The sequence below is a fragment of the Paenibacillus sp. JT22N1 genome (assembly GCF_059692155.1).
The window spans coordinates 133,271-156,999 of record NZ_JCAUAW010000008.1 but is presented as its reverse complement, the minus strand read 5'-3'; the positions used below and the strand labels follow the sequence as shown (position 1 = coordinate 156,999).

Annotated in this window: 19 protein-coding genes and 1 pseudogene; 6 read left to right on the top strand and 14 right to left on the bottom strand. The window is 45.2% G+C overall.

Annotated features, from left to right (window positions below; all coding sequences use genetic code 11):
- Nucleotides 1-33 precede the first annotated feature (33 nt).
- The 8 genes from AC58UU_RS17220 to AC58UU_RS17185 all read right to left on the bottom strand — a co-directional run bounded on the left by AC58UU_RS17220 (nucleotide 34) and on the right by AC58UU_RS17185 (nucleotide 11,783).
- Nucleotides 34-1,542, bottom strand: coding sequence for a glycoside hydrolase family 32 protein (locus AC58UU_RS17220; RefSeq protein ID WP_497317596.1), 1,509 nt, complete (start codon nucleotides 1,540-1,542; stop codon nucleotides 34-36).
- 26 nt (nucleotides 1,543-1,568) lie between these two features.
- A complete protein-coding gene (locus tag AC58UU_RS17215) occupies nucleotides 1,569-2,540 on the bottom strand; it encodes a carbohydrate kinase family protein (protein ID WP_497317594.1) in 972 nt (323 codons plus the stop codon).
- 39 nt (nucleotides 2,541-2,579) lie between these two features.
- A complete protein-coding gene (locus AC58UU_RS17210) occupies nucleotides 2,580-3,416 on the bottom strand; it encodes a carbohydrate ABC transporter permease (RefSeq protein ID WP_497317592.1) in 837 nt (278 codons plus the stop codon).
- Nucleotides 3,417-3,434: 18 nt separating this feature from the next.
- The gene (locus AC58UU_RS17205; protein WP_497317590.1) at nucleotides 3,435-4,352 is read right to left on the bottom strand and encodes a carbohydrate ABC transporter permease; all 918 of its coding nucleotides are present in this window, start codon (nucleotides 4,350-4,352) and stop codon (nucleotides 3,435-3,437) included.
- Nucleotides 4,353-4,377: 25 nt separating this feature from the next.
- A complete protein-coding gene (locus AC58UU_RS17200; RefSeq protein ID WP_497317588.1) occupies nucleotides 4,378-6,228 on the bottom strand; it encodes a GH32 C-terminal domain-containing protein in 1,851 nt (616 codons plus the stop codon).
- Nucleotides 6,229-6,899: 671 nt separating this feature from the next.
- A complete protein-coding gene (locus AC58UU_RS17195; RefSeq protein ID WP_497317586.1) occupies nucleotides 6,900-8,519 on the bottom strand; it encodes a response regulator transcription factor in 1,620 nt (539 codons plus the stop codon).
- Nucleotides 8,520-8,527: 8 nt separating this feature from the next.
- Complete coding sequence (locus AC58UU_RS17190) at nucleotides 8,528-10,282, bottom strand: sensor histidine kinase (protein WP_497317584.1); 1,755 nt, start codon at nucleotides 10,280-10,282, stop codon at nucleotides 8,528-8,530.
- A 148-nt stretch (nucleotides 10,283-10,430) separates the two neighbouring features.
- Nucleotides 10,431-11,783 (bottom strand): ABC transporter substrate-binding protein, encoded by a 1,353-nt coding sequence (locus tag AC58UU_RS17185; RefSeq protein ID WP_497317582.1) that lies wholly within the window; start codon nucleotides 11,781-11,783, stop codon nucleotides 10,431-10,433.
- Between the two features lie 322 nt (nucleotides 11,784-12,105).
- Here AC58UU_RS17185 and AC58UU_RS17180 point away from each other — a divergent pair, with 322 nt between their 5' ends.
- A complete protein-coding gene (locus tag AC58UU_RS17180) occupies nucleotides 12,106-13,221 on the top strand; it encodes a DUF5667 domain-containing protein (protein WP_497317580.1) in 1,116 nt (371 codons plus the stop codon).
- A 209-nt stretch (nucleotides 13,222-13,430) separates the two neighbouring features.
- Here the strand turns inward: AC58UU_RS17180 and AC58UU_RS17175 are convergent, their stop codons facing one another.
- The gene (locus AC58UU_RS17175; RefSeq protein ID WP_497317579.1) at nucleotides 13,431-13,973 is read right to left on the bottom strand and encodes a MepB family protein; all 543 of its coding nucleotides are present in this window, start codon (nucleotides 13,971-13,973) and stop codon (nucleotides 13,431-13,433) included.
- 146 nt (nucleotides 13,974-14,119) lie between these two features.
- A complete protein-coding gene (locus AC58UU_RS17170) occupies nucleotides 14,120-15,007 on the bottom strand; it encodes a LysR family transcriptional regulator (protein ID WP_497317577.1) in 888 nt (295 codons plus the stop codon).
- Nucleotides 15,008-15,121: 114 nt separating this feature from the next.
- Between AC58UU_RS17170 and AC58UU_RS17165 the strand changes: the two genes are divergently transcribed.
- The 3 genes and pseudogenes from AC58UU_RS17165 to ytxJ all read left to right on the top strand — a co-directional run bounded on the left by AC58UU_RS17165 (nucleotide 15,122) and on the right by ytxJ (nucleotide 17,301).
- Nucleotides 15,122-16,528, top strand: a complete 1,407-nt coding sequence (locus AC58UU_RS17165; RefSeq protein WP_497317575.1) for an MFS transporter — start codon at nucleotides 15,122-15,124, stop codon at nucleotides 16,526-16,528.
- A gap of 122 nt (nucleotides 16,529-16,650) precedes the next feature.
- Nucleotides 16,651-16,929: pseudogene (locus AC58UU_RS17160) on the top strand (FAD-dependent oxidoreductase); the annotation flags it as partial.
- 33 nt (nucleotides 16,930-16,962) lie between these two features.
- Nucleotides 16,963-17,301 carry a bacillithiol system redox-active protein YtxJ gene (ytxJ, locus tag AC58UU_RS17155; protein ID WP_497317835.1) on the top strand — a complete coding sequence of 113 codons (339 nt, stop codon included), beginning with the start codon at nucleotides 16,963-16,965 and terminating at the stop codon, nucleotides 17,299-17,301.
- Between the two features lie 116 nt (nucleotides 17,302-17,417).
- On the opposite strand, the gene AC58UU_RS17150 is transcribed toward ytxJ, so the two are convergent.
- Entirely contained in the window at nucleotides 17,418-18,194 is a 777-nt protein-coding gene (locus AC58UU_RS17150) for a pirin family protein (RefSeq protein ID WP_497317573.1), read from the bottom strand.
- A 44-nt stretch (nucleotides 18,195-18,238) separates the two neighbouring features.
- A complete protein-coding gene (locus tag AC58UU_RS17145) occupies nucleotides 18,239-18,688 on the bottom strand; it encodes a MarR family winged helix-turn-helix transcriptional regulator (protein ID WP_497317571.1) in 450 nt (149 codons plus the stop codon).
- Nucleotides 18,689-18,900: 212 nt separating this feature from the next.
- Between AC58UU_RS17145 and AC58UU_RS17140 the strand changes: the two genes are divergently transcribed.
- Together AC58UU_RS17140 and AC58UU_RS17135 are read left to right on the top strand one after the other, a co-directional pair.
- Nucleotides 18,901-20,016 (top strand): sensor histidine kinase, encoded by a 1,116-nt coding sequence (locus tag AC58UU_RS17140; protein WP_497317569.1) that lies wholly within the window; start codon nucleotides 18,901-18,903, stop codon nucleotides 20,014-20,016.
- A 155-nt stretch (nucleotides 20,017-20,171) separates the two neighbouring features.
- Nucleotides 20,172-21,650: a S8 family serine peptidase gene (locus AC58UU_RS17135; protein ID WP_497317567.1), complete on the top strand. Its 1,479-nt coding sequence runs from the start codon at nucleotides 20,172-20,174 to the stop codon at nucleotides 21,648-21,650.
- A gap of 83 nt (nucleotides 21,651-21,733) precedes the next feature.
- On the opposite strand, the gene AC58UU_RS17130 is transcribed toward AC58UU_RS17135, so the two are convergent.
- Both AC58UU_RS17130 and AC58UU_RS17125 read right to left on the bottom strand, forming a co-directional pair.
- Nucleotides 21,734-22,954 carry an ABC transporter permease gene (locus AC58UU_RS17130; RefSeq protein ID WP_497317565.1) on the bottom strand — a complete coding sequence of 407 codons (1,221 nt, stop codon included), beginning with the start codon at nucleotides 22,952-22,954 and terminating at the stop codon, nucleotides 21,734-21,736.
- 14 nt (nucleotides 22,955-22,968) lie between these two features.
- Nucleotides 22,969-23,682, bottom strand: coding sequence for an ABC transporter ATP-binding protein (locus AC58UU_RS17125; RefSeq protein WP_497317563.1), 714 nt, complete (start codon nucleotides 23,680-23,682; stop codon nucleotides 22,969-22,971).
- Nucleotides 23,683-23,729 lie beyond the last annotated feature (47 nt).

Genomic DNA, 23,729 nt, shown 5'->3' with positions numbered 1-23,729 from the left:
CTTCTCGCGCTAATCTTGCAATCGATGACCTGCTTACCCTTTCATTGTTAACTTCCATGCGTCCAAGCTTTCCAGAGATACTTCTCCATTCCTGGCAAACAGCTTGATTCCCAGACTGTCAGGCTTCGGGTAAATGCGGTTCGTTACGGTTTTCAACCCGTTATTAGCAAATAGCTCAACAGAAGAGCGGTCAATGAATATCTGCAGCTTAATGCGGCCATCCTCTAGAGGAGTCAACAGCACTTCACTCACACCGGCTTCACCTGCACCGGAGTGACTGCGATCCACTTTCAGCTTGTAGTCGGCTGCTGAATAACTAACTTCCGTGTACTCGGAACCATCCTCTGAACAGCGCAGCAGCAAACCGAACTCAGCATCTCCTGCTGATTGATTCGTGTTAAAAACGGCGATAAGTTCAAGCGCATCCCCATGAATTTCTGGCAAAGGTACTTCTGTATCCGCACAGATGGACAGATTGCTGACAAGGTGATGAGTCCCACGCATGACTCTCAATTCCTCTACAGGCAGTATCCGCAGCGTTCCGTCGTCATCAGAAAGTATCAGCTCGCGAGGCAGGGTAAAAGCCCCCATCCAGCCATGCTCCTGCTCCGGCATTTGAGCGCCCCAAATATTCATCCAACCAATGAGAATACGCCTTCCCTGTCCGTCCACGAACGTTTGCGGAGCATAGAAATCAAAGCCATAGTCCAGCCGTTCCGCATAACGGTAGTCGAATAACCCGGTCTCGTAGCTAAACTTGCCGGTTAGATACATCGTCTTGGTCGTTCCCATATTCATAGGGGAAATCACCAGCACGTGGTCATCCCCGTTCCCCAGCGGAAACAAATCCGGACACTCCCACATATCCCCCATCGTGCCATCGCTTTCAGATGCGACCCCGATATAGCTCCAATCCCGCAGATCAGAAGACTTATACAGTAGTGCTTTGCCTAAGCCGTCTTTCCCGTATCCAATAACCATGTACCATATTCCGTCATGCTGCCAAACCTTTGGATCCCGAAATCCGAAGCCACCTTCCTCTGGCGCGCCAGCAATAACTGGGTTATACGCTGCTTTGTTGAAAGTAACCCCATCTGTGCTTGTCGCAATGCACTGAACCTCTGTGGGTGTGCGTCCATCGACATGCCCCGTGTAGATCAACGTCAACACACCGTTATCGTCCACAGCGCTGCCCGACCAGCAGCCATGACCTCCGCTTTCACCCGCATCGTAATTCTCCGATGGCGCCAACGCTACAGGCAGATGCTCCCAGTTCACCAAGTCTTTACTTTTGGCATGACCCCAGTGCATCGGTCCCCATTTAGACTCGTAAGGATAGTGCTGATAAAACACATGATATTCATGATTAAAATAAATCAGGCCATTTGGATCATTCATCCAGCCTGCTGGAGGCATCAAATGATAGTAAAGCCTGTAGTTCCCCTCTTCCACTGCTGCAGAAGCTTGCTCCAAAGCCTTATTTGCTAGATCGATTCGTTCCTCGTGAACCCTGTTCCGTTCCTTGTCTACTTGAAGACTCATCCTATTTCCCCCTCATTCCTGAACTTCTATAACACATTTTCTGCTCGCATTAATGCATCAATTTCTTCAATTGTACCAAGGGAAGGAATGGCACCTTTCCGAGTCGTCGCTAAAGCACCCGCTGCATTCGCGAATCTCAAAGCGCTGCATAGTTCATCTTCGCTCCAAGCCTGTAAAGGTTTTCCCAGCTTTAACACTTCATGTAGAAAAGCTCCAAGAAAGCCATCCCCTGCACCCGTTGTATCAACGGTATGAACAGAATAGCTATCCACCTTCCCCCACCAATCGTTCATTCGATAAAATGAGCCTTTGGGTCCCGCTGTTACTAATAGCAATTGAATGGAATAACGCTCCATCAATTGTTTGGACGCAAGCTCTATTTCCTGCTGTCCTGTCAAGAAGATGATCTCTTCTTCGGATACTTTCACAAGATCAGCCAGTTTCAAGCCCGCATGAATAGCCTCCCTAGCATGCTGTTCGTCCTTCCACAAAGAAGGACGCCAGTTGGGATCATATGAAATAAGCGCACCTTTCTCCTTGGCTTTCTGCACAGACTTAATCGTAGCCGTGTAGGAGGGCTCCACGGTCATCGAAATCGATCCAAAGTGAAAAATCCGCGTTCCCTCCAGCATGGCCAGATTCACCTCATCCTCTTTCAACAGCTGATCAGCACCGGGCTTTCGTGAGAAATGAAAGGATCTCTCGCCTTGCGAATCCAAATGTATGAAAGCCATTGTCGTATGGGCCTCGTCAGATCCGATAAGCCCAAGATCTGACACACCCTGCTGCAGCAAGGCTTCCCGCAAATACCTGCCAAAAGGATCATTTCCCACCTTCCCAATGAACCCGGTCTTCATGCCGAGCTTAGCCATAGCGGCCACAACGTTCACGGGAGCTCCTCCCGGATTACGCTCAAACACAGGCTGTCCGACGTCTGATAACCCTTGAGGTGTAAAATCAATTAAGTACTCCCCTAGTGCAACTGCATCATAGTTCATCTTAAGCTTCCTTTCTCCTCATTATGCAAACTCCTTGGATCAACCCTTAATACCTGACATCGTGATCCCCTGAATATAGTATCGCTGTAAGAATAAGAACAGCAGCAGAATCGGCACTGTCGATAACGTGTTCGCCGCTAACACTTTGGACCAATCCGTCCCTTCGTTTGAGGAAAACGTGGAAATACCTACTTGGATCATTTGCATCTTCTGATCATTGATGACAATGAGCGGCCATAGATAGGAATCCCAGTTACCAAGGAATGTCATCAAGCCGAGTGTAATTAATGCGGGAACTGCTGCCGGAAGCACGATGGATACGAAAGTGCGCGGTAAGCTAGCTCCATCAATACGTGCCGCTTCCATCATTTCGTTCGGGACCTCTGCGAAAAATTGCCGCAGCATAAAGATGCCAAACACGGACAACATCGAAGGTACGATCAGCGCTTTATAAGAATTAAGCCAGCCCAGATCATGCATGAGCAAGTAGTTGGGCACTAATGTAACTTCACCCGGTATAATCATCGCAGACATAAACAGAGCGAAAACGACCGTTTTAAATCGAAACCTGAGTTTAGCAAACGCAAACGCCGCCATCGAGTTAATGATAAGCACAAGCGCGGTTACGATCGAAGCCACGAACAAAGTATTCCAGATATAACGAAGAAACGGATTGCGCGCATTGAAAATGACATTATGAAAATTACGTCCCGTCCATTCCACAGGGATCAGCAGATGAATATTCAGAGACGTATATTTAAAAAGCTCCTGGTACGGACGAAATGAGCCGGCGACCATCCATAGGATCGGAGCGACAGAAATCAGAGCGATCACAATCATGATGATCATTCTTACGATGTTGGTTACCTTCTTCATGGCGATTCCCCTCCTCTTTTAATCAGCATCTTTGCTAAACAGCTTCATTTGGATAAGTGAAATGGCTAGCACGATCGCAAAAAGCACAAAAGCCGCCGCTGTCGCATACCCCATTCTCATTTGCGTAAAAGCCTGCTTATAAATATAGAAAACAACGGTTTCAGTCGAGCTGTTAGGCCCTCCATTTGTCAAGACGAATACGAGACCAGAAAGCTTAATCGCATCTATCGTCGTCATAATGACAACGAAGGCCATGGTCCGATTCAACAGCGGAAGCGTAATTTTGAAAAACTGCTGAAATCTCGATGCGCCATCCACTCTGGCAGCTTCGTACAGATCAGGGGAAATATTGTTCAGTCCTGCCAGGAAGATGATCATGAAAAATCCGGCGCCTTTCCAGATCCCGAGCACAATAATGCCATTCATCGCCGTGTCTGGATCAGATAGAAAGCTCGTAACCGGCAGGTGCAGAGCCTTGAGAACACTGTTCAAGAGTCCATACTCTTTGTTGTAAATCAGTTTAAAGACCGTTGCAGCCACCGCAGTCGAAATAATAACCGGGATAAAATAAAGCGTTCGGAACAGACCTGCCGCCGCTGTTTTCTTCTGGATCAATAACGCTAGCCCCAGAGCGATGCTCGTTTGAATCGGAATCACGATAATAGCAAAATAAAACGAATGCTTCAGACTGTTAAAGAAAGCTCGGTCCTTCATCAAATGCACATAATTATCCATGCCGACAAATACATCGCCTGCGCCTACTAACGAATAGTTTTTAAAGCTGATGATGAAGGCTTGCAGCATTGGGTAGAACACGAAGACAAGCAATAAGGCTATCGCCGGGAAAATAAACCAGAATGCAGTAGCTTGCTCATGCCTTCGGAAGCTTTGCGATTTTTTTTTAGTTTCTATCACTGTTTGTATCGCAGTATCCATGGTTCATCTCTCCATTCCACTTCTGTCAATTTGTATCGTAAACAAAAACCTTAAAGCTCGAAACCACACTGCCATCTGGGCTAATCGCTTTGATCTCCGCCTGTCCGGCCTGAACGCCCTTCACTATAGCTCCTCCGTCAACCACTGAAACTGTAGCTATCGCATCGCTGCTAGACTGCCATTTCAACAGCTGCGAAGCGCTTAAAGGCATGACCGAAGCTTCGACCTGCTGACTGCCATTCACTGGCACATCGAACGTACTTTTACTTAGCACAATCCGCTGCGGCTTCACGGCATTCACATCTTCATTGCGCCATACCGTTTGTATCGGATAATACTGCGCACTCTCCAGCGTGACGCTGCCTTCCAAAGCTGTTAGTTCCAGTCGGTTGCTCGTCGGATCCGGGAAAATTAGGCTGGAGACGACAACCTCGCCATCGTTCCCAAATACCTCGAGACTAGATTCATCTACGAAAAATCGGAGCTTGAGCTTGCCTTCCTTCAGCTTCAGCGGTGCCGAAACTTTCTCCGCGAAGCCCTTCTCGAACGAGGTGATGCCTGAGTGTGTTCGATCTACCGTCAGCTGCTCCGTCTTGGCATCGTAGCTGACGCTCGTTTCTTGTTCGCTGCCTTTTCTTAGTTTGAAAGCCAATTTTGCATTCGGCTGAACAGATAGTTCGGTAACCAACTCATAAGCTGTTCCCTTGATGGCGTCGAACGGATTGTTGTGGCCGGAGGTCAATTCTTGTTTAGGCAGAACAACTTCCTTGCCTCGCAAAGTCTGAAGTTCCTTAATCGGCTCCTGAATCAGCCGCAAACCTTGATCAGGGATATTCCTCAGCCTAAGCTCGCGTGGGATGGACATGTTCCCCTTCCAGCTGCTCGTTGGCATCGCAAATGGATAACGCCAATTCGACATCCAGCCCACCCAGATGCGGCGTCCATCTTTGGCTGGAATATCCGAATAGGACACAGCGGCATAGAAGTCTTTGCCATAATCCGTCCATAGCACATCCGATGGCTTATTATCATTCTTGAACGTTAGCCCGTCGAACGTACCGACGAAGTATTGCGCTGTGGAACCTTTCGTCGTGTTGTTACTGCCTATACTTACCGCCAGTACCCATTTCTTTGCTTTTGAGCCCTCCACTGACAGTTCGAACAAGTCCGGGCATTCCCAAACGGCCGCATGCGAGCCTTGATCGCTTCCGAATTCGCTTGTCATTTTCCACGATTTCAAGTCGGGCGATGTGTAGAAACGAACACGGTTATCGACAGACACAACCATCACCCAAGAACGTGTAGGCGCATGCCAGATAACCTTCGGATCTCGAAAATCCTTCAAGCCCGGATTCGGAATCACCGGGTTTCCTTCATATTTGGTCCATGTCCGGCCTTTATCTGCGCTATAGGCAATGCTTTGCGACTGAACACCGCCTTTGAAATGGGTAAATATCGCGACCAAGCCCGCTTTGCCGCCAAAAAATCCGCTCGTATCTTTGCTATCTACCACAGCGCTCCCAGACCAAATCTCACCTATAGAATCCCGAGCCAGAGCTACTGGCAGATGCTCCCAGTGGGTCAGATCCTTACTTACCGCATGTCCCCATTGGCCGCTATTTTGATAAAATTGGTGATACTCACCTTCGAAATAGACCATCCCATTCGGATCACTCATATTTCCTGATTCCGGTGATAAGTGATACTGAGGACGGAACTTTTCTGTATAATAATTCGGATCACTCGCATACGTAAAAGCTGAGCTTTCTGTTGCATCCGACGATCTGCCATCCTCTTTAACCAGAACAGCCACCCCCAATCCTAGAAGTACGACCGTGGCAGTACCAACTGCCCATAATCCTAATTTCTTCCGCATACTTCCTCCTTGTGCATGTCGCCATCATTTTCTGTATGGTAATTGTACCGAGTCGGCACGAAGAAAGATTTCAAAATCATCGGGAGTTGCCTTTCAATTTTATTAGCAGTAGTCTTTCCACCATATCAACGACAAATAAGAGCCTCTAAAGGCTCTTATTCCGCTCTTTCAGCCACTTTCTTCGCAAATAGAAGCTCCCAAAGACTCTTATTTCTCTTAGTAGCTAGTTTTCCGCCATATCAGCGACAAATAAGAGCCTCTAAAGGCTCTTATTCCAATCCTTTAGTCACTTTCCGCACAAATAGAAGCCCCCAAAGGCTCTTATTTCTGTGAGTAGCTAGCTTTCCCACCCTATCAACGACAAATGAGAGCCTCTAAAGGCTCTTATTCCGCTCCATTAGCCACTTTCTGCGCAAATAGAAGCTCCAAAAGGCTCTTATTCCTCCAAGTAGCTATCTTTTCACCATATCAACGACAAATAAGAGCCTCTAAAGGCTCTTATTCCGCTCCATTAGCCACTTTCTACGCAAATAGAAGCTCCAAAAGGCTCTTATTCCTCTAAGTAGCTATCTTTTCCATAAGCGCTAAATAGAAATAGGCTGCCCTCATGGTCTAATTGACCTTTTGGAACAGCCCCATTCAAATCTGCATCAACATATGTAAGCAAGCTACTATACTTTTTTACTTAGTAGTTCTTCCCGATACTCCTTTGGTCCTTTGCCATAATATTTTTTGAAAGCTGTGCTAAAGTAACTCGAACTGGAGTAGCCAACCAGCGTAGCAATATCCGTAAGCTTCAGTTCATTTTCTTCCAGCAGCACCGTGGCCTTACTTAGACGCAATTTCGTGACATAATCACTAAAAGTAACGCCCACGCTCGTCTTAAACAAGCCGGACAAATAGGTCTCGTTAAGATGAAACATGTCCGCAAGAGAAGCCAACGTGAGCTCATAGGAGAAGTTCTCATCCACATAGTTACGAATCGCTTCGATTATTTGCTGACCACTGGAGAACCTCGTTTTCCTCACTTCATTCATCACCAATTGCGCCATTTCATGAAGCTGCTCCAACACTTGCTCCCTTGAGGAATAGTCTCTCACTGTCATCTGACAGTTCCATAGATAGCTTTGCAGCGAAGCATCACCAAGTTCGAACTTCTTGGCTATGGCATTAAACAGCAAAATAATCCGGAGCGTCAAAAAGGTAAATACAAACATCGGCGTGTCTCGATCAGCGGAGAAAATGGTATGCAGCTGCTTAGTAAATGCAGGCATATCCAGATTTTCAATGGTTTGCATCAGCTTTCTCTCTACTTCCGGTGAAAACGCGTGTGTTAATGCCAGCATATTCCGGTTTGGCTCAGCCTTGTCTGATTGGATCGTGCTTTGGCTCCAAGCCAGCATGCTCGATGCGTAACCATCCTTCAGCTGCCTCAGCCCGGTGATGGACTCACCTATGCCGACTACACTCTCAACTCTCAGGTAGCTTTTGATATTCCGCTTGAGCTTGCGCACGAAGTCATCCATGAAACGATCATGCTGCTCAGGATCTTGAATAAGGATCAGAAAGTGTATCATGGCAGGATGACTAATGGAATAAAAAGGATAAACCTGCTCCCAGTTTTCAGCAGACTCCCGGCAAATCATCTGGAATGCCAGATAGAGTAAGTCTTTCCGCTCACTCCAATCGTCCAAACGTCCTTGTGGAATTCTCATCTCCACCGTCACAAACTGCGCATGTACATCATCTATGGTCAAAGAAGACAGCTGTAATTGCTGCATCCGTTCTTTCACGGTTGATACACTAAACCATTCATCCTTCACCAGCTGCCAAATTAATTGCTCCTGCATCAGCTGAAGCTGTTGATGATTCTTCATTTCCTCCTGGTCTTGTTCGCGTATTCGATTACGGTCATCTTCCAACTCTTCGGACAGTTTGGCAAGGAGTGCCGTTAATTCGCTGCGCACCACAGGCTTTAGCAAATAATCTTTCACGCCCAACTGGATGGCCGCCTTCATATATTCAAAATCCGAGTAGCCCGAAAGCACGATGATACGAAGATGGGGGAACTTCTCCTTACTAGCTTTGATGAACGCTATACCGTCCATTTGCGGCATTCGGACATCCGTAATCACAACATCGGGCAACGGCTGCTCACTAAGAAGCTGCATGGCTTCCAGACCATTAGCTGCTTCGAATTCAATTTCGAATCCGGCGGATTTCCAATCGATTTTGGCTTTAATACTGTTTCGTACACCGACTTCGTCATCAATCAGCATAATTCTATACATCTATGTTGTCAGCTCCTTAACAGCGGAAGGTACAAGGTCAATTCCGTCCCTTCGCCCAACCTGGATTGTAAGCCTAAGTGAAATTGCTCCCCATAATTCAACCGACATCGTGATAAAACATTGCGAAGTCCGATACTTTGGCCCTCGCTGCTAAGAATGGTAACGGAATCACCCGTCTTAATCTCTGCCAGTAAATCTTGTACCAACTCGGGGGACATGCCAATTCCGTTATCTTTGACGCAGATCAGCAGTCTTTCGTCTTGTACCAGAGTCCGCAATGTAACCTGTGCAACGCCGGCCTTCTCCAGACTATACTTAACTGCATTTTCCACAAGGGGCTGAATAATGAACTTGGCAATCATGACATCATCTGCCGCGGGATCTTCCTCGATCACGACTTGCAATCGCTCTTCATGTCTCAAATAGAGAATGAATAAATAGTCCCGAATATAGCTCATTTCCTCGGCTACTCGGACCAGATCGCTGTTCAGGTTCAGCGAATACCTCATCATTTTGCCTAATGCCTCGGTGGCGTCCATCACTAGGTCTTCCCGCTTCATAGCCGCCAGACCGCTAATAATTTCAAGTGTATTATTATAGAAATGTGGGTTAATTTGCAGCAGCAGCGCCTTATATTCGGCATTCTTTCTACGTAAATTCGTTTCGAATTCGGTTTCGATCAAATATCTCAGCCTGTGCGTCATTTGCTCGAAAACCCCCGTCACATAGCCTACTTCACTATGTCCTTCCCTGACTTTCGGCATCATATGCAGAGCCTGATTAAATTCGCCGCGCTGTACATGCTTCATTGCTTTGCCCATCACACTAAGCGGTTTGGTAATGCCTGCGGACAACCAGAAGGCCGTCAGCATGGCTACAATAAGCAAAAGGGCGGTAACCAAAAGCATCGTTTGCCTGATATGAGTGATCTTCTCGTACAATTCTCCTTCGGGAACGGTGCCTACAATGGTCCAATTTTGAGCAGGCAATTTGCGGAAAAAGAGCAGATTCGTACTCCCTTTATCCTCTATAGGGAAAATCCCGCTAGTCTCTTCCTCGAATCGTTTATCGATTTGCTCAAGGCCACTCCTTAGAATGTCCCGATCCTCTGACATATTTTGATCCAGCACACTATTTCCTTCACTCGTTAGCAAAATCACTTTCCCAGTCTTCCCGACCCGAATCTTCTCAATCGCATTTCGAAGCAAGGTAGTGGGGTAATTGACTTTAATAAACCCGACATTCTTTAACGACTGCAGCTGCACCAGTGGAAAAAGAAAGCTGTTAATCGATCTTGCTCTCATGAATTCGTCCGACTGATCAATATCTTTATGCGCTGTTGTCCAGCGCTTGTTGGCGGTCATAAATGCCGTAAACCACTCGCTATTTTTATAGGTTCTATCTTGCGTCCACAATCCTCCAGCATCCTCGGCAAAAGCGCTGATCGAAATGCCATTAGAGTTGTTAACTGCATACGAAGAAAAATACTCTCGCAATCTCTGCTTCGTAAGAACACGCTCCTGAATCGTATTATCCGGATTCAAATGAACGGTAAGCCATTCCTGCGTCGTTCGGCTGCTCACGACCTGATTGCCCGTATCCTCAACCTGAGTAAGCAAAGTCACGACATGCGAAGCAAATTGTTCGATGGTTTGAGCGGTTGAAGATTCAATCGACGCTTTAATCGTTTTCGTCGCTTCCTCACTAAGAATATAAGCGAGTGCCGCAAAAGGGAGGATTAGCAGAATAGAGAAAACAGCCATCAGACGGCTCCTCAATGAAAAAAACATGAAATCCCCCGTTTCTTATCCAATCATCACACCATCTATTTATCATACACGTCAACCTTCTTAGGAAACAACGACAAAGAGACGATCATCGAAATGATTCGTCTCTATGATCTTCTCAACCCTACTTTTTCTGCTGCGCCTGCACATCCGCATAAGCCTTATCGATGGTCGTAATCGCTTCTGCAATGGATGCATCAATATTCCGTTTGCCGATGGTGACATCTTCAAACATTTTATTCACAGCATCAGACATTTGCGGGAAGATCGGCGTAATCGGACGCGGTCTGCCGTACTTCTGATTTTGAATGACGAAGATGTTCTTCGGATACTCGTTCAATTCCGGGAAAGTCTTCGCTGAAGAGTAACGGGATGGAATATCTTTGGTCATACCGGCATAGGTCTTTTGTCCTTCCTCACCAGTTACCCAGTTGACGAACTTCCAAGCTTCATCTGGATGCTTGCTCTTCGATGAAATGCCCAGCGCCCAGCTGCCATTCGCTACCGCTTGTGCAGTTCCTTTAGGCAAAGGTGCAATGTCATAGTCTTCGCCAAGCTTGAAATTCGGGAACTTCTCTTTCAGATTCGCCAGAGACCATGAACCGTCAATCGTAATGCCCAATTTACCGTTCGGGAATGGATCCGGCGGATACTCCAGAGCAGATACTTTATCTTTATTATAAAGATCTGAGAAGAATTGAACGGCTTTCTTCGTTTGAGGTGAATCCAAAAAACCTTTCGACGTTTTACCGTCAGGACTCATAATCTCCCCGCCAAGCTGCCAGATGATCGGATACTTGAAGTAGGCTGTACCTCCCGCGTTCCCGAAGCCCTGTGCAGGATCTATACCAAAGATGCCATTTGCTGGATCATTGATTTTCTTTGCAGCATCCAAAACCTGATCCCATGTCCATGGCTCATCCGGATTTTTGGAAGGAAGCGGAATGCCCTTCGCTTGAAACATCTTTTTGTTGTAGAACATGGCAATCGAAGATTCCGTTAATGGCGCCATATAAATTTCATTTTGATACGTGTAAGTCGCAAGTGTTGATTTAGGAACATCATCGATATTCCCGTCAGTCTTGAAGTATGTGGTCAAAGGCTTCAGAGCACCGGCATTTGCGTACGAGCCTACCGTAGGAGCATCTAACGCCATAATATCCGGCGGGCTGCCTGAAGCGATGGAAACTCGTAATTTCGTGTCATAATCCGAATACGGAATCGGTGTCATTTCTACAGAGATGTTCGGATACTTTTGCATGAAGGAAGCAACAAGCTTGTCATAGGCTGCATTTTCCGTATCATTCCCCGAGTTTCTCCAGAACGTAAGCTTTACTTTCTCTTCTTTTTTTACAGCATTATCCGTTTGGTTGGGTACTGCTGACGACGTATTTCCGCCATCACTTTGCGTTGAACATCCCGCCAATAAACCACCAACTACGAGAGCGCTTACTACTGTTTGGCTTAGCTTTTTCAAATGTGAATGCCCCTTTCATTTATCTGTTGTTGTTCTTGTCATCATCATATCAAAGGGGCCGGGATATTAAATTCAATATTCTCTGCTTAGAACTTATAAAATTATCATGATCCTGGTTATTGTACAAGAGCGTAACGAGCTTCATCGAACATATTATCTACGTCAAAGCTATATTATACACCAACAAAAAGTGTTCATTGAACTTTTGGGAAATACGTTGATCCCACGTTCGTAATCCTATCTGCCCCCAGAAAATACGTTTGGGTCTCGTATTACTTAGTATCAGCTGCAGCTAGAACATTTTCAAAAGGTGGTCATAATCATGATAGTAAAGTTAACAAAAGAACCCAAACGCTCCTACCTTCTTGCCAAAAGCTTCATGATCAGCATACTCGTTTTTAGCGTGGGTACCGGTAGCGTTTTAGCATCGGAGATTACAACAACAACAACAACACCGTCGTCCAATCCCGCATCCGTGAGCGTCACCCAGAATACGGCTTCCTCCTCACAAGCAGGCACGACTTCGAATGAATCCAAAACAGAGACTCCAGATCTTTTGCCAGGAGACTTCTTCTACTTTGTAAAAACAATGTACGAAAACATTCGATTGGCCCTAACTGTCAATGACGTGAAAGAGGCGCGACTACTTACCGCATTTGCCCAAGAGCGACTTGTGGAAGCGAACGTCTTATTGGCTCAAGGAAAAACGAAAGAGGCGAATCTATCTCTCCAGAAGTCGCTGGAAACTCAGCAAAGTGCTGTTCAAAAAACAGATCAGGCTTCTGGAATATCGATAACCGTAAAGACTACACAAGTAGAGACTATGACACAAGCGGCTACTAAAGATGAGGATTCAACACAAAAAGAAACTGCAACAACAGCCGCAGCGAAGCAGGGCAGTGAGCAAACAGCAGATCCCGAGCAAACGGAAGCCGAAGATGTGATCAATCCTGTAAAAGAAGTGAAAAATCCGGAGCAGGTATTGAAGGTAAAGGCCGATTTACAACACAATATTGTAGCCTTGTCCTCCGCTTTGGAAAAAGTGGGAAATCCGAACGCCCAACTGGCTTTAATGAAAAATATAGAAAAGGCGTTTGCTCATCTGGATAAAAAACTGTCCAAAATCGAGAAAAAAGAGAAGCTGGGGCAGATGAATGAGAACGTAACAGCTAAGGTAGAGCAGCCCCCAGTTGCTTCACTGGTTCCATCTCAAGTTCCCACACCAGCTTCAACACCAGTTTCAAACGAGCCTGTCTCGGACCAAAAGAAACAGGAAAGCTTGGTAACAAAATCAGATCATACGAAGAAGGATGAAGACAACCAGCATATGAATAAATCTGATAAAGCAAAAGAGAAAAAGAACGATAGCCAACACAAAGGTGGCGAAAAAGGGAACGGCAACGGACACGATAAAAATAAAGGTAGCAAACAAGAATAAAAACCGCTACTCGCCCCCTTTTCAATATATAAATACTTAAGACTCGCAACCTCTGTTGTGGGTCTCTTTCTATTATTCCGCTATTAAATGGAGCAAAAAACGTGTATGTAAAATAAAAGGCGGCTCCTTCCATTCGAAAGATGGAAAAGAGTCGTCTTTTGTTTCGCAAATTTTGAGATTCTGAAAAACCTGAAAGTATACGTATTGGCTTACATGAATGATTCGAGGCCGTAGAGCAAGCGAGCACGATCACAGTCTATTGGTTCATTTATAGGTGTCTCTAGGAAATAGTCCAACTGCCATTTCTGAGTTTTTTGAGCTTGGCGGCTTATAGTCTTGTCCCACGGTGGGTACACTCGTATTGCTCGTTTACCGCCTTCACCTTGATTTGATACTATATTTTGATTGAATAGAACCTGCTTTGGAAATACAAATTGGCCAAAGTTATTCCCATTGCGGGTACTAATTACGAAGAAATCGACTGGATCTGATACGTCATACGGTTGGATCGTTCCATCTCCAATTCTATGCCATAGTGTCACAAACTGCCCCACCTTTGTAGGCGTGATTTTAGCGACACGAAATCTAATGGAGAGAGAATCTAAATGAAATAAATAGGCCCCATATTCAGCATTTTGAGCTTCTAAAAGCGGTCGAGAGCAATCAAACCCGCACACGTTATAGACGAGATTCTTGGTAGCTAGTAGGTCACTATGAATTGTGTCTGATAAATCACGATTTTTCTTATCCATCTATTCAAATCTCCTATGCTCAACCTTATTCTACATAAAAGAATACCAAACATTTGTTCCCAATGAAACAATTTATTTCATAATCCTTCAGCACCTGCCGAAGGATTGATTCTTGCGTTAATCGTTGTATTAGTGGTGCAGCATGACTAAATTGTCAGTTTGGATATCGACCCAAAATATTCTACAACTACCTCACGGAATTCCAGAGCAGCCCGCGAAATGTACCGACTCCTGTGCCATAATAAAGCGATCTCCCGTACCAATTCGTGATTCTCTACTTGGAGATATTTGATATGTTCCAGTGAAGACCTTGCCGTGCTTGGTATGAAGGCTATGCCAATTTCTGCTTCCACCAGAGCGCTTAGCCTTGCAGGTTCATCTCCCTCATACACATATTTAGGTGCAAATCCAGCCGATTTGCATATAGAGTCCACTAGATCGCGAGTACCATAACCTCTCTTTACACCGACAAACCATTCATCCCTTAGTTCTGTCAAAGATACGCTGCCTCGGTCTACCAGCCGATGCCCCTTTGGAACAGCTACAAGGATCGGGTCAATGAACACGATTTGACATTCAATGTCATCCCCTTGTATAGGAGGTGAGGACAAGCAGTAATCGACCTCTCCTCTATGAAGAAGCGTAACCATTTCATTCGTGGTTAGCATTTGCACATGAAATTGGATATCGGGCCGCTTTTTCCGAAACTCTCGAAGGATACTTGGCAACGTGCTTGCCGTGGTCACCGCCAATTCGAGTGTGCCATGTTCATGGCTGGATAAATCGCTAAGCTCCTGCTTCCCCTGTTCCAATTCAAACAAAGCCCTTTCCGCACGCCGAAGGAATCTGCCTCCGAACTCATTCAAGCGCAGCTTCCTCCCTGTTCGATCGAATAGAGGGACCCCTAGATCCTCCTCCAAGCGTTGAATCGTTTTGCTTAATGACGATTGCGTAACGTGCAGACTTCGTGCAGCTTCGGTCACATGTTCCAATCGAGCTACCGCGAGAAAATATTGCAGTTGAAGAAGTTCCATTTTCGCACCTCAATTCATTCCTTCAAGTCAATGAAATCATAACATAAAATGCGTTGGAATAAATAATTGATTTCAAGTACGATGACATCAATACACTTAGAGGGGTGACCAAAAATGAATGCTCGCAGCTGGTGGTTGATGATTTCCGTTGGCCTTGGGATACTGCTGAACCCATTAAATTCTTCCATGGTTTCAGTTGCTATTCCAAGGCTGCAAAATGTGTTCCAACTTGACTTTACAGGTGTTTCCTGGATTATTTTTTCTTTTTACATTGCGAGTAGCGTCGCTCAACCCGTCATGGGAAAGGCCAGCGATTTATTCGGTCGTAGGAAGATATTTCTTACCGGGCTTGTTGTAGCCTTCATTGCATCATTATTAGCTCCACTATCGCCAAACTTTGGGTGGCTCATCGTATTCCGCATTGTGCAATCCATCGGAACAAGCATGATGGTTGCGGTTGGAATGGCCATTGTGCGAATTCATATTACGGATAAACAAGCGACTGCGCTGTCTGTTTTATCCATATTCCTATCCGGAGCGGCAGCAATTGGACCCTTTATTGGCGGGGTCATCATTCACTGGTGGGGCTGGCCTGCTATCTTTTTCGTCAATATTCCGTTCGTGTTGGTGAGCTTTCTATTATCTTGGCAGAATATTCCTAAGGACGAACCGTCAACATCCGTTGCACGGAGCATGTCCTTTCGTAAATGGTTTGCTTTGATTGATGCGTCAGGGATCCTGCTATTCACAGTAGGTCTGGTTGCCCTGCTCACCTCCTTACTGTCAGCAAAATCATCTGGGCAAATCTCATTAAGTAATGTTATTGTCGGGCTGATAGGCCTCGTGCTACTCGTTGCTTTCGTACGACATGAGTTAAAAGCGAAGTCACCCTTTATTCCTTTGCGCACATTTGCTAAATATCCTGCGATGACTTGGGTCAATGTCGAATTCATGCTCGTTAACGTACTTTTTTACTCGCTCTTTTTCGGGCTCCCGTCCTACTTGCAAACGGTACGTCATGTCAGCGAGTTCTATACAGGGATTCTCATGCTAAGCTTAGGCTTATGCTCGCTAGTTACTTCTCCAATAGCAGGACGATGGATCGATAAATCAGGACCCAGGCCGGCATTGCTGGTGTCCGCAATTCTGATGACACTCGGGTCAGTGTGGATCGTGACATTGAATCAAACTTCACCGGTTATCAGTGTGTGTTTGGCTTTAGCAGCATTCGGTATTAGCAACGGGTTGAACAATGTCGGTTTGCAAGCAGCCTTGTTCAAAAGTTCTCCAAAAGAAATAATCGGTGTAGCATCCGGATTATTTAATACATCAAGATACCTGGGAACAATTCTCTCTTCATTGTTGATTGGCATCGTAATGGGAAATAAGTTCAGCTTCGAGGGATTTCAAGTGCTTGGGATTATCCTCACGGTAATTGCATTGTCCTTGGTATTCATGAATCGGCGACGCCGGGAGTCAAGGCAATTGCAAGAGTCCGTAGGGTCATCAAGTTCAAATTAGATAAAAGTCAAATCCTCGTGACTTATTGTCTGAACAACTATGAACTAGCCAGCGGGCAAGCGTAAGCATGTAAACGATTAGATAAGGGAGCAATCACAATGACAACATACAAATCCATCATAATCGGCCTGAAAGTAAAGGTTAACGCAACGGGTGCCGAAGAAATTCTCGAAACCGACAGCATTTTCGTTGCGATCGGCCATAAGCCGAACACCGATTTCCTCGGCGGACAGCTCGAAACCGACGAGCTCGGCTACCTGATCGTTAAACCCGGTACATCTGAGACGAGCATTCCTGGTGTATTCTCTTGTGGCGACGTGCAGGATCACAGATACCGTCAGGCGATTACCGCGGCGGGTAGCGGCTGTATGGCCGCGCTCGATTGCGAGAAATATCTTGAAGACTTAAATTATGTTGGGAGGGAGGTGACTCACATGAATTGGAAAGAAATCACGACGCTCGAAGAATGGAACACCGTGGTGGAACGTTCCGTCGAACGCGGACAAGTGGTGCTGAAACATAGCACAGCTTGCCCGATTAGTTCCAACGCTTTAGAAGAATATAATCAACATTTGCAAGACAATCCGAATAGAGATGTCGATTATGTCCTCGTGAAGGTAATCGAATCCCGTCCGGTATCGAACCAAATCGCCGAAGATCTTGGTGGCAAGCACGCATCACCGCAAATCATCTACATCAAAAATAAAGAGAAGTACTGGACTGCCTCGCATTGGGCGATCACGACCGAGCATATGGCGACAGTGCTGAACTAAGCGCGGGTTCGCCAAAAAAAGCACAGCCTGAGCAGTATCGCTCGCTGTGCTTTTTCATCAAAGAAGGTGGAGAGGATTTTTATTCACAATTTATGGGTCTAATAGCCCAGGCACAATTATCTTTTACGATAGAGTGGATAAGGCACTGTTGTTGGGACCTTGATGAGGATCAGCCGCATTATCTCTTCATCCGGGTTCGTAATTACTACCTCTGTCTCTGATTCAGCAGCTGCAAGGATGAAATCTTTATGATGAAACTGTACAGGTTGCTTCGATGTCCCTGACTCACCCCATGTTCCCTGCCCGCGTATGACTAAAGCCGTTAATGAATAACCGGCATCAATCTTATGTTGATAATGGGCGCCGCTATTTACTTCAACATCCCACATTTCAATATCAGTAACCAATTGTACGGGAGCATCTATACCAATTACCGTTTTCACTTTATATCCTGCTGCATGGCTTACTTGTGGAAATTCTTCATGCTCATACTGGCGATAGGTTGGCTTTCTCCGAACAGCTTCCGTCAATTCAGGTTCAAACCAAATTTGAAAAAGCTCCGCATCGGCACTTATCTTTTCTTGATGACTAACACCAGAGCCTGTTTGCATGACCTGCGCCCCGCCTGCACCCACTGTGCTGTCAGTACCCAAGGTATCCCCATGAAAGGCACTGCCTTTTACCACATAAGTCATAATCTCAAAGCCTTGATGAGGATGCAGGCCGATCATGGCTTCGGCACTTGAAGTGGCCCATGCCCAATAAAATAAGGGACCCACTCGCTTGATAACCGATCCTTCGCCTGGAAAGCCGATTGGCTTTTGTTCTTTGATTTTCCCACCGTCAAATTCACCAATTCCCTGCATGGCAGGTGTGTACACTCGTGCTTGCATATTGAACAACCTCCTAAATTTTAATTTTATCTCATGCGTCCAGCCTACCCCTCCAGCACTCCTTTTCCCAATTTCTTAAGCAGTTCAATCGCCACTTGCTGCTCCTCTTGCGTAACAGCATTCATTAAAGAATGGATTTTAGCGGCATGTTCGGGAAAGATCCGATTAAACAATTCATTTCCAGCGTCCGTTATTTCAGCATAGATCACCCTACGGTCTTCATTTGAAGGCACTCGTCTTAAAAGATCCTTCTTCTCCAGTTTGTCGATATTGTAGGTTATACTGCCGCTTGTAATTAATATTTTCTCTCCAATTTGCTGCAGAGGAATTTTCCCCTTCGCATATAACACTTCGAGAATCATAAATTCTGAAGATGACACACCGTATTGTTTCGCATCCTTAACAGCTTGTTCGGTGATCGCTTTGTAAGCCTTGGAAAGAACAACAAACAACTTAAGGGAAGTCTCGTGAGCATCATCAAGTTGAATGGGCATTATAATCACCTTCCAAAAATATCTTTGATTTAAACATCTTTAATTTAAGATAAATATATACCTTGAACCAAGTTAAGTCAACATGTATGGGAAAAATACTTAGCACGCTCCTCACTTGTGTGCTTCCCAACTAAAATAAACACGAAGGAACAGGAACTGTTCCAATTTCGTCGAACCCTAATAAAGAATATCTTCTTTAGGGAGCAAACGAGATGACCGATGAGAAGCACCTGATGATCATAAAAAAATATAAAAATCAGATTATTGCGAAGTGGGTTCGTGAGTTCATTCATAGTTATCCTGAATATGACAGAAAAGTTCTGAAAAAAGATGCGGATGTCTTCTATAAATTCATGTCAGACCTTCATATTCCCGCGGCAGAGCATTCTCTCTTCCTAGCAATCCCTGAGTCCCAAAAGCTGTTTTTGATGAGAAATGTTTCTATTAGCCATGTTGTGCATAGCGGTCAACTGTGGATTGATGCCATTTTATGGTTCATTCAAGAAAACCCTAGAGGAAAAACGATTCCCATGAGTCTGACTAGGAAAATCATTGCTCGGGTCAGCTTATATGAAAGACATTTTCTCCATCAATACAATACCGTTACCAAAGAGCTGCTGTCGGGGCAAGAAAAGACGATCACGGAGCTGCATGAAGCTCGCCTGACGATTATCGGGAAGATGGCGGCAAGCATGGCGCATGAAATCAGAAATCCACTGACAGCCATACTTGGTTTTTTAAAAATCTTACGCAACCAAATATCGATTCAAAATTACCAAAAAATCAACTCATACCTGGATACGATTGAAAGTGAACTTCTGAACATTCAAATGCAGATCGCAGGATTCCTCAGTTTTTCAAAAAAGGATACCATCGAGGAAAGATTTGATGAGGTGTCTTCTACATCTATCATCGACAACGTCCTAGCATTGATTTCGCCTAGATTGGTAAACGATAATATTGAGTTAATTTTTCAGCAAGGGGAAGACATTAAGCTCGAGGTTCAAAAAATTGCCATTCAACAGGTTCTTTCAAATATTCTGAATAATAGCTTAGACGCTTTGTCAGAAAAGGAAGGCGAGAAAAGTTTAATGATCGCTTCCAGGCTGGAAGAAGATGAATTCTTAATTATCATTTCCAACAATGGACCTGAAATCCCCCCTGAGATAAAAGACTCCCTATTCATTCCTTTTGTGACAAACAAAAAAGATGGCACCGGTCTTGGACTAGCCATATGTAAGCAAATTATGACCAAAAATAATGGAGACGTCACGTTTGATTCTAGTCCGAATGAAACGTCATTTCGCTTAAGTTTCAAACAAAAGTGATATGGACCTTTGCTAATATAGATTAAATTGACCATTCGTCAAAAAAAGAATGGAATCGACATCACATTTGGTTCGACCAACCCATGTTATTAATCTATTCTGTCACTTACAATTTATTAGAACGGCAATTTCTCTTAAATTGAAGGAGGGCTATTATGAAGCGTAAGTGGACAACCCTGGTCGTATCCAGCATCTTGGCTGTCTCAACAGTAATGGGTGGCGGCATATCTGCAATGGCAGCATCAAAGAGCAGTACAGGTGGAACAACAGTTTCAGCCAAAACCTATGTAATCGCATTCTCGAACCAGCTTCCGACTGGTTATGCTGCAATGATTCAAGCGGCAGGCGGGCAAGTTGTTCGGGCCATTCCTGAGATTGGTGGACTGGAGGTACGTTCGTCCAGCACCGAATTTATGACCAAGCTGCAGGCATTCAAAGATATTGCTGCTGCCAACGTTCAGATGGTACATAAGCTAAGCGATGGTACCGTAGATCCCTCCGCAGCTGACAGTCAACCAGTTACAGATATTCCCCAGCCGGAAGCAACGAGCAGCTACTGGGATTATCAGTGGGACATTAAGAAAGTGACGAATGACGGAGCTTCGTTTGCGATTGAAACCGGCGGCACAGGCGGCACACATAAGGCCGTTGTTGGCGTTATCGATAGCGGTATTGATGCCAATCATCCCGACTTAAAAGCTAATTTCCTCGGAGGCATGAACTTTGTACCCGCAGGAACAGATACCAGTGAAACCGGTGATCCTAACGATCTACTGGACCGCGAAGGACACGGAACGCATGTGGCTGGATCGATTGCCGGGAACGGCAAAGTAAGAGGGGTCGGCCCAAATCTTGGCATTCGCTCCTACCGCGTATTCCCCGGCGGACAAGGTGCGCCTACGGCCTGGATTGTAGCTGCTATCATTCAGGCGGCGAACGATAAGGTTGACGTCATTAACATGTCGATCGGCGGATTTGACTCCCAAAAGTATTATGTAGATGGAACCAAATATTCGGATGTTGCTGACATTTTGCTTTGGAAACGTGCCATTCAATATGCTGTGAACCATAATGTAACGGTGGTAACGGCAGCTGGTAATGAAGGCCTCAACCTACGCGATAACAAAGCGATGACCGCTTATCTAAACGCTACCTACGGCTCCCCTGGCGTCGTATTTAAAGGGAAAACAACAGAAACACCTGGCCAAATCAATGGTGTCATCAATGTTTCTTCCTCGAACAAGTGGTCGACGAACAGTATCGCATTTTACTCCAATTATGGGTCAAATCAAATCGATGTAGCAGCACCAGGCGGCGACAATGGGCCCGTATATGCTGCTACTCTGGATTTGAACCAACGGGATTTCCATTATCGCGCACTAAGCACATGGCCTACTTATTTGCCTTCGTACTTCACTTCTAACCTGCATAGCTATGCGCTGCTCCACGGTACATCCATGGCAGCTCCGAAAGTGGCTGGCATTGCAGGCGTCATTAAAGCGGCTCATCCAGAATTGAACCCTGCTCAAGTAGCCGCGTTAATCGAAAAAACAGCAATCGATTACGGCCCAACCGGTAATGATGCTTTATACGGCGCAGGTGAAGCGAATGTGTACAATGCTCTAGTCAAATAAGTTCATGATCAAACAAGCCCAGTGCCAAATACGGCACTGGGCTTATTTGATCTCTTACATACCTTAAAGTATAACTCCCCTACTCAATACCAACTTGTAAATACAGAAGAAGTTCCATAGGCTAACGGAATTGCTGCACCGACCATCAGTACAGGTCCCCACCAGGTGAAGAAAGAGATCCCCATACATAGGCTAATTAAGATCAGCGCCGGCAGCACAAGGATAGGAATTGCAGATTGGAGAGCTTGATGTTTAGCTGTGTCCTGTATTGGAAAAAGAGTCAAAAACGGAGCTGTTAATTCATCTTTACAGAATGATTTTCTCCAAAATGCCAATAGGCATGCAGCAATGATCCAGACCGTAATTTTAAGGGCTCCCGGCAAAATAAACATAGCTGCACTGATCACAGCGACGAACTGTATCGTTTGTTTCCACTGTGTACCATTTCTAAAAAAGGATTTCGTTAATAAATCAGCGATTCCGTTGCTAGCACCTTTCCCTTTGAACAAGCGCTGCGATTTCCCGAATAAAAGAGGATACTTCCGTGTCGGTTTTCTTTTCCGCTCGACAACACGAATTAACATCAGAGAGACAATTCGCATCCGCGAATCTCTTTCTCTGGCGATATCAGCGAAGAAAGCCCCTTTCTCTTGCAGCCGTATTTTGCTTAAGAAAACTACCAGCACTAGAAAAAGAAGAATAGCCGCACAACTATAGGAAATGTTATGACTAACCTCCGTAACTAACACTTGATACAAGAAGAATAGACCTACAAAAACCACAATCCGCAACAACCAAAGCACAATGCCATTTAAACGAAGTGTAAGTAGTTGACGAAGCAAGCCTAAGTTAATTTTCAGCAAATAGGTAAGCAGCCATAAACAAATAACTTGTAACACGCTATAGGAATACATTTGAACTAATAAAGGAAGAAATACGAGCATCAATATCAACGTCGTGATTCCCTGCAATACAAGAGAGTATCTATAGCCGAGCAGCATAAGATGCCGGAACCATTTCTGGTTCTGTCGGAGGAAAAGCTGGTCCCCTTCCTCAACAAAGTATCGAATGGTTCCCAGCCATGTGAATACATAGAAGACCGCCGTAATCATAAACATCGATATCCAACTAAACCAAGATGGCTGAGTCGCCCACCAAGAGTAATATTGATAACCAGCCACAATCATCAGTGGAATGACAAAATAAATCGCAATAACCCAATCCACAGCCATTCGCAAAGCCCGATACTGGAAATGCCAATCCGAACGCACTCTTCGTGTGAAAACCTGAAAGCTGCTCTTCAACCCATTGTCCCCCTTCATAGTAAGGAATGGAAGCAGTCGAACAATGGCGCGTCAGGCATGCCGCATTGCAGCTGAATATCCTGCAGTGTTCCATTAGCTACTAATCTGCCACCTGAAAGAAGCACAAATGAACTGCAAATCCGTTCTGCTGTATCTAACACATGGGTACTCATCAGAATACCTGCACCGCGTTTGCGTTCCTCATCCAACATCCCTAAGAAATCTTTAATCGCTTTCGGATCCAATCCAATGAAAGGCTCGTCTACAATATACACATCTGGTTTATTCAAAAAGCCGAGGATTAGCATAATTTTCTGCTGCATCCCTTTGGAAAATTTCCCAGGCAGTTGATGCTTTTCATCTAACAATCGGAACCGATGCAAGAGATCATCTGCACGCTCTAGGAAAACCGTTCGATCCAGATCGTAGACGGAAGCAGCAAATTCCATATGCTCCCACAACGTCAACTCATCATACAGAATCGGATGCTCCGGAATGTAACCATAGCTTTTTCGTTCACCCATAAAGGAGATTTTGCCCTTGAAATCCTTCAATAAACCAAGGATGCTCTTAATTGTCGTGCTCTTCCCAGCTCCATTTGGACCTAATAGACCCACCAGTTCACCTTGTCGAACATCAAAGTGAACATTTTTAACAATATCTGGCACCTCATCATAACCAGCCTGATCGATATGTACTTCTAATACAGCTAAACGTTCTTCTGACATTCCCGGTCACGATCCTTTCTACTCTCATCATATATCACGGATCTGTA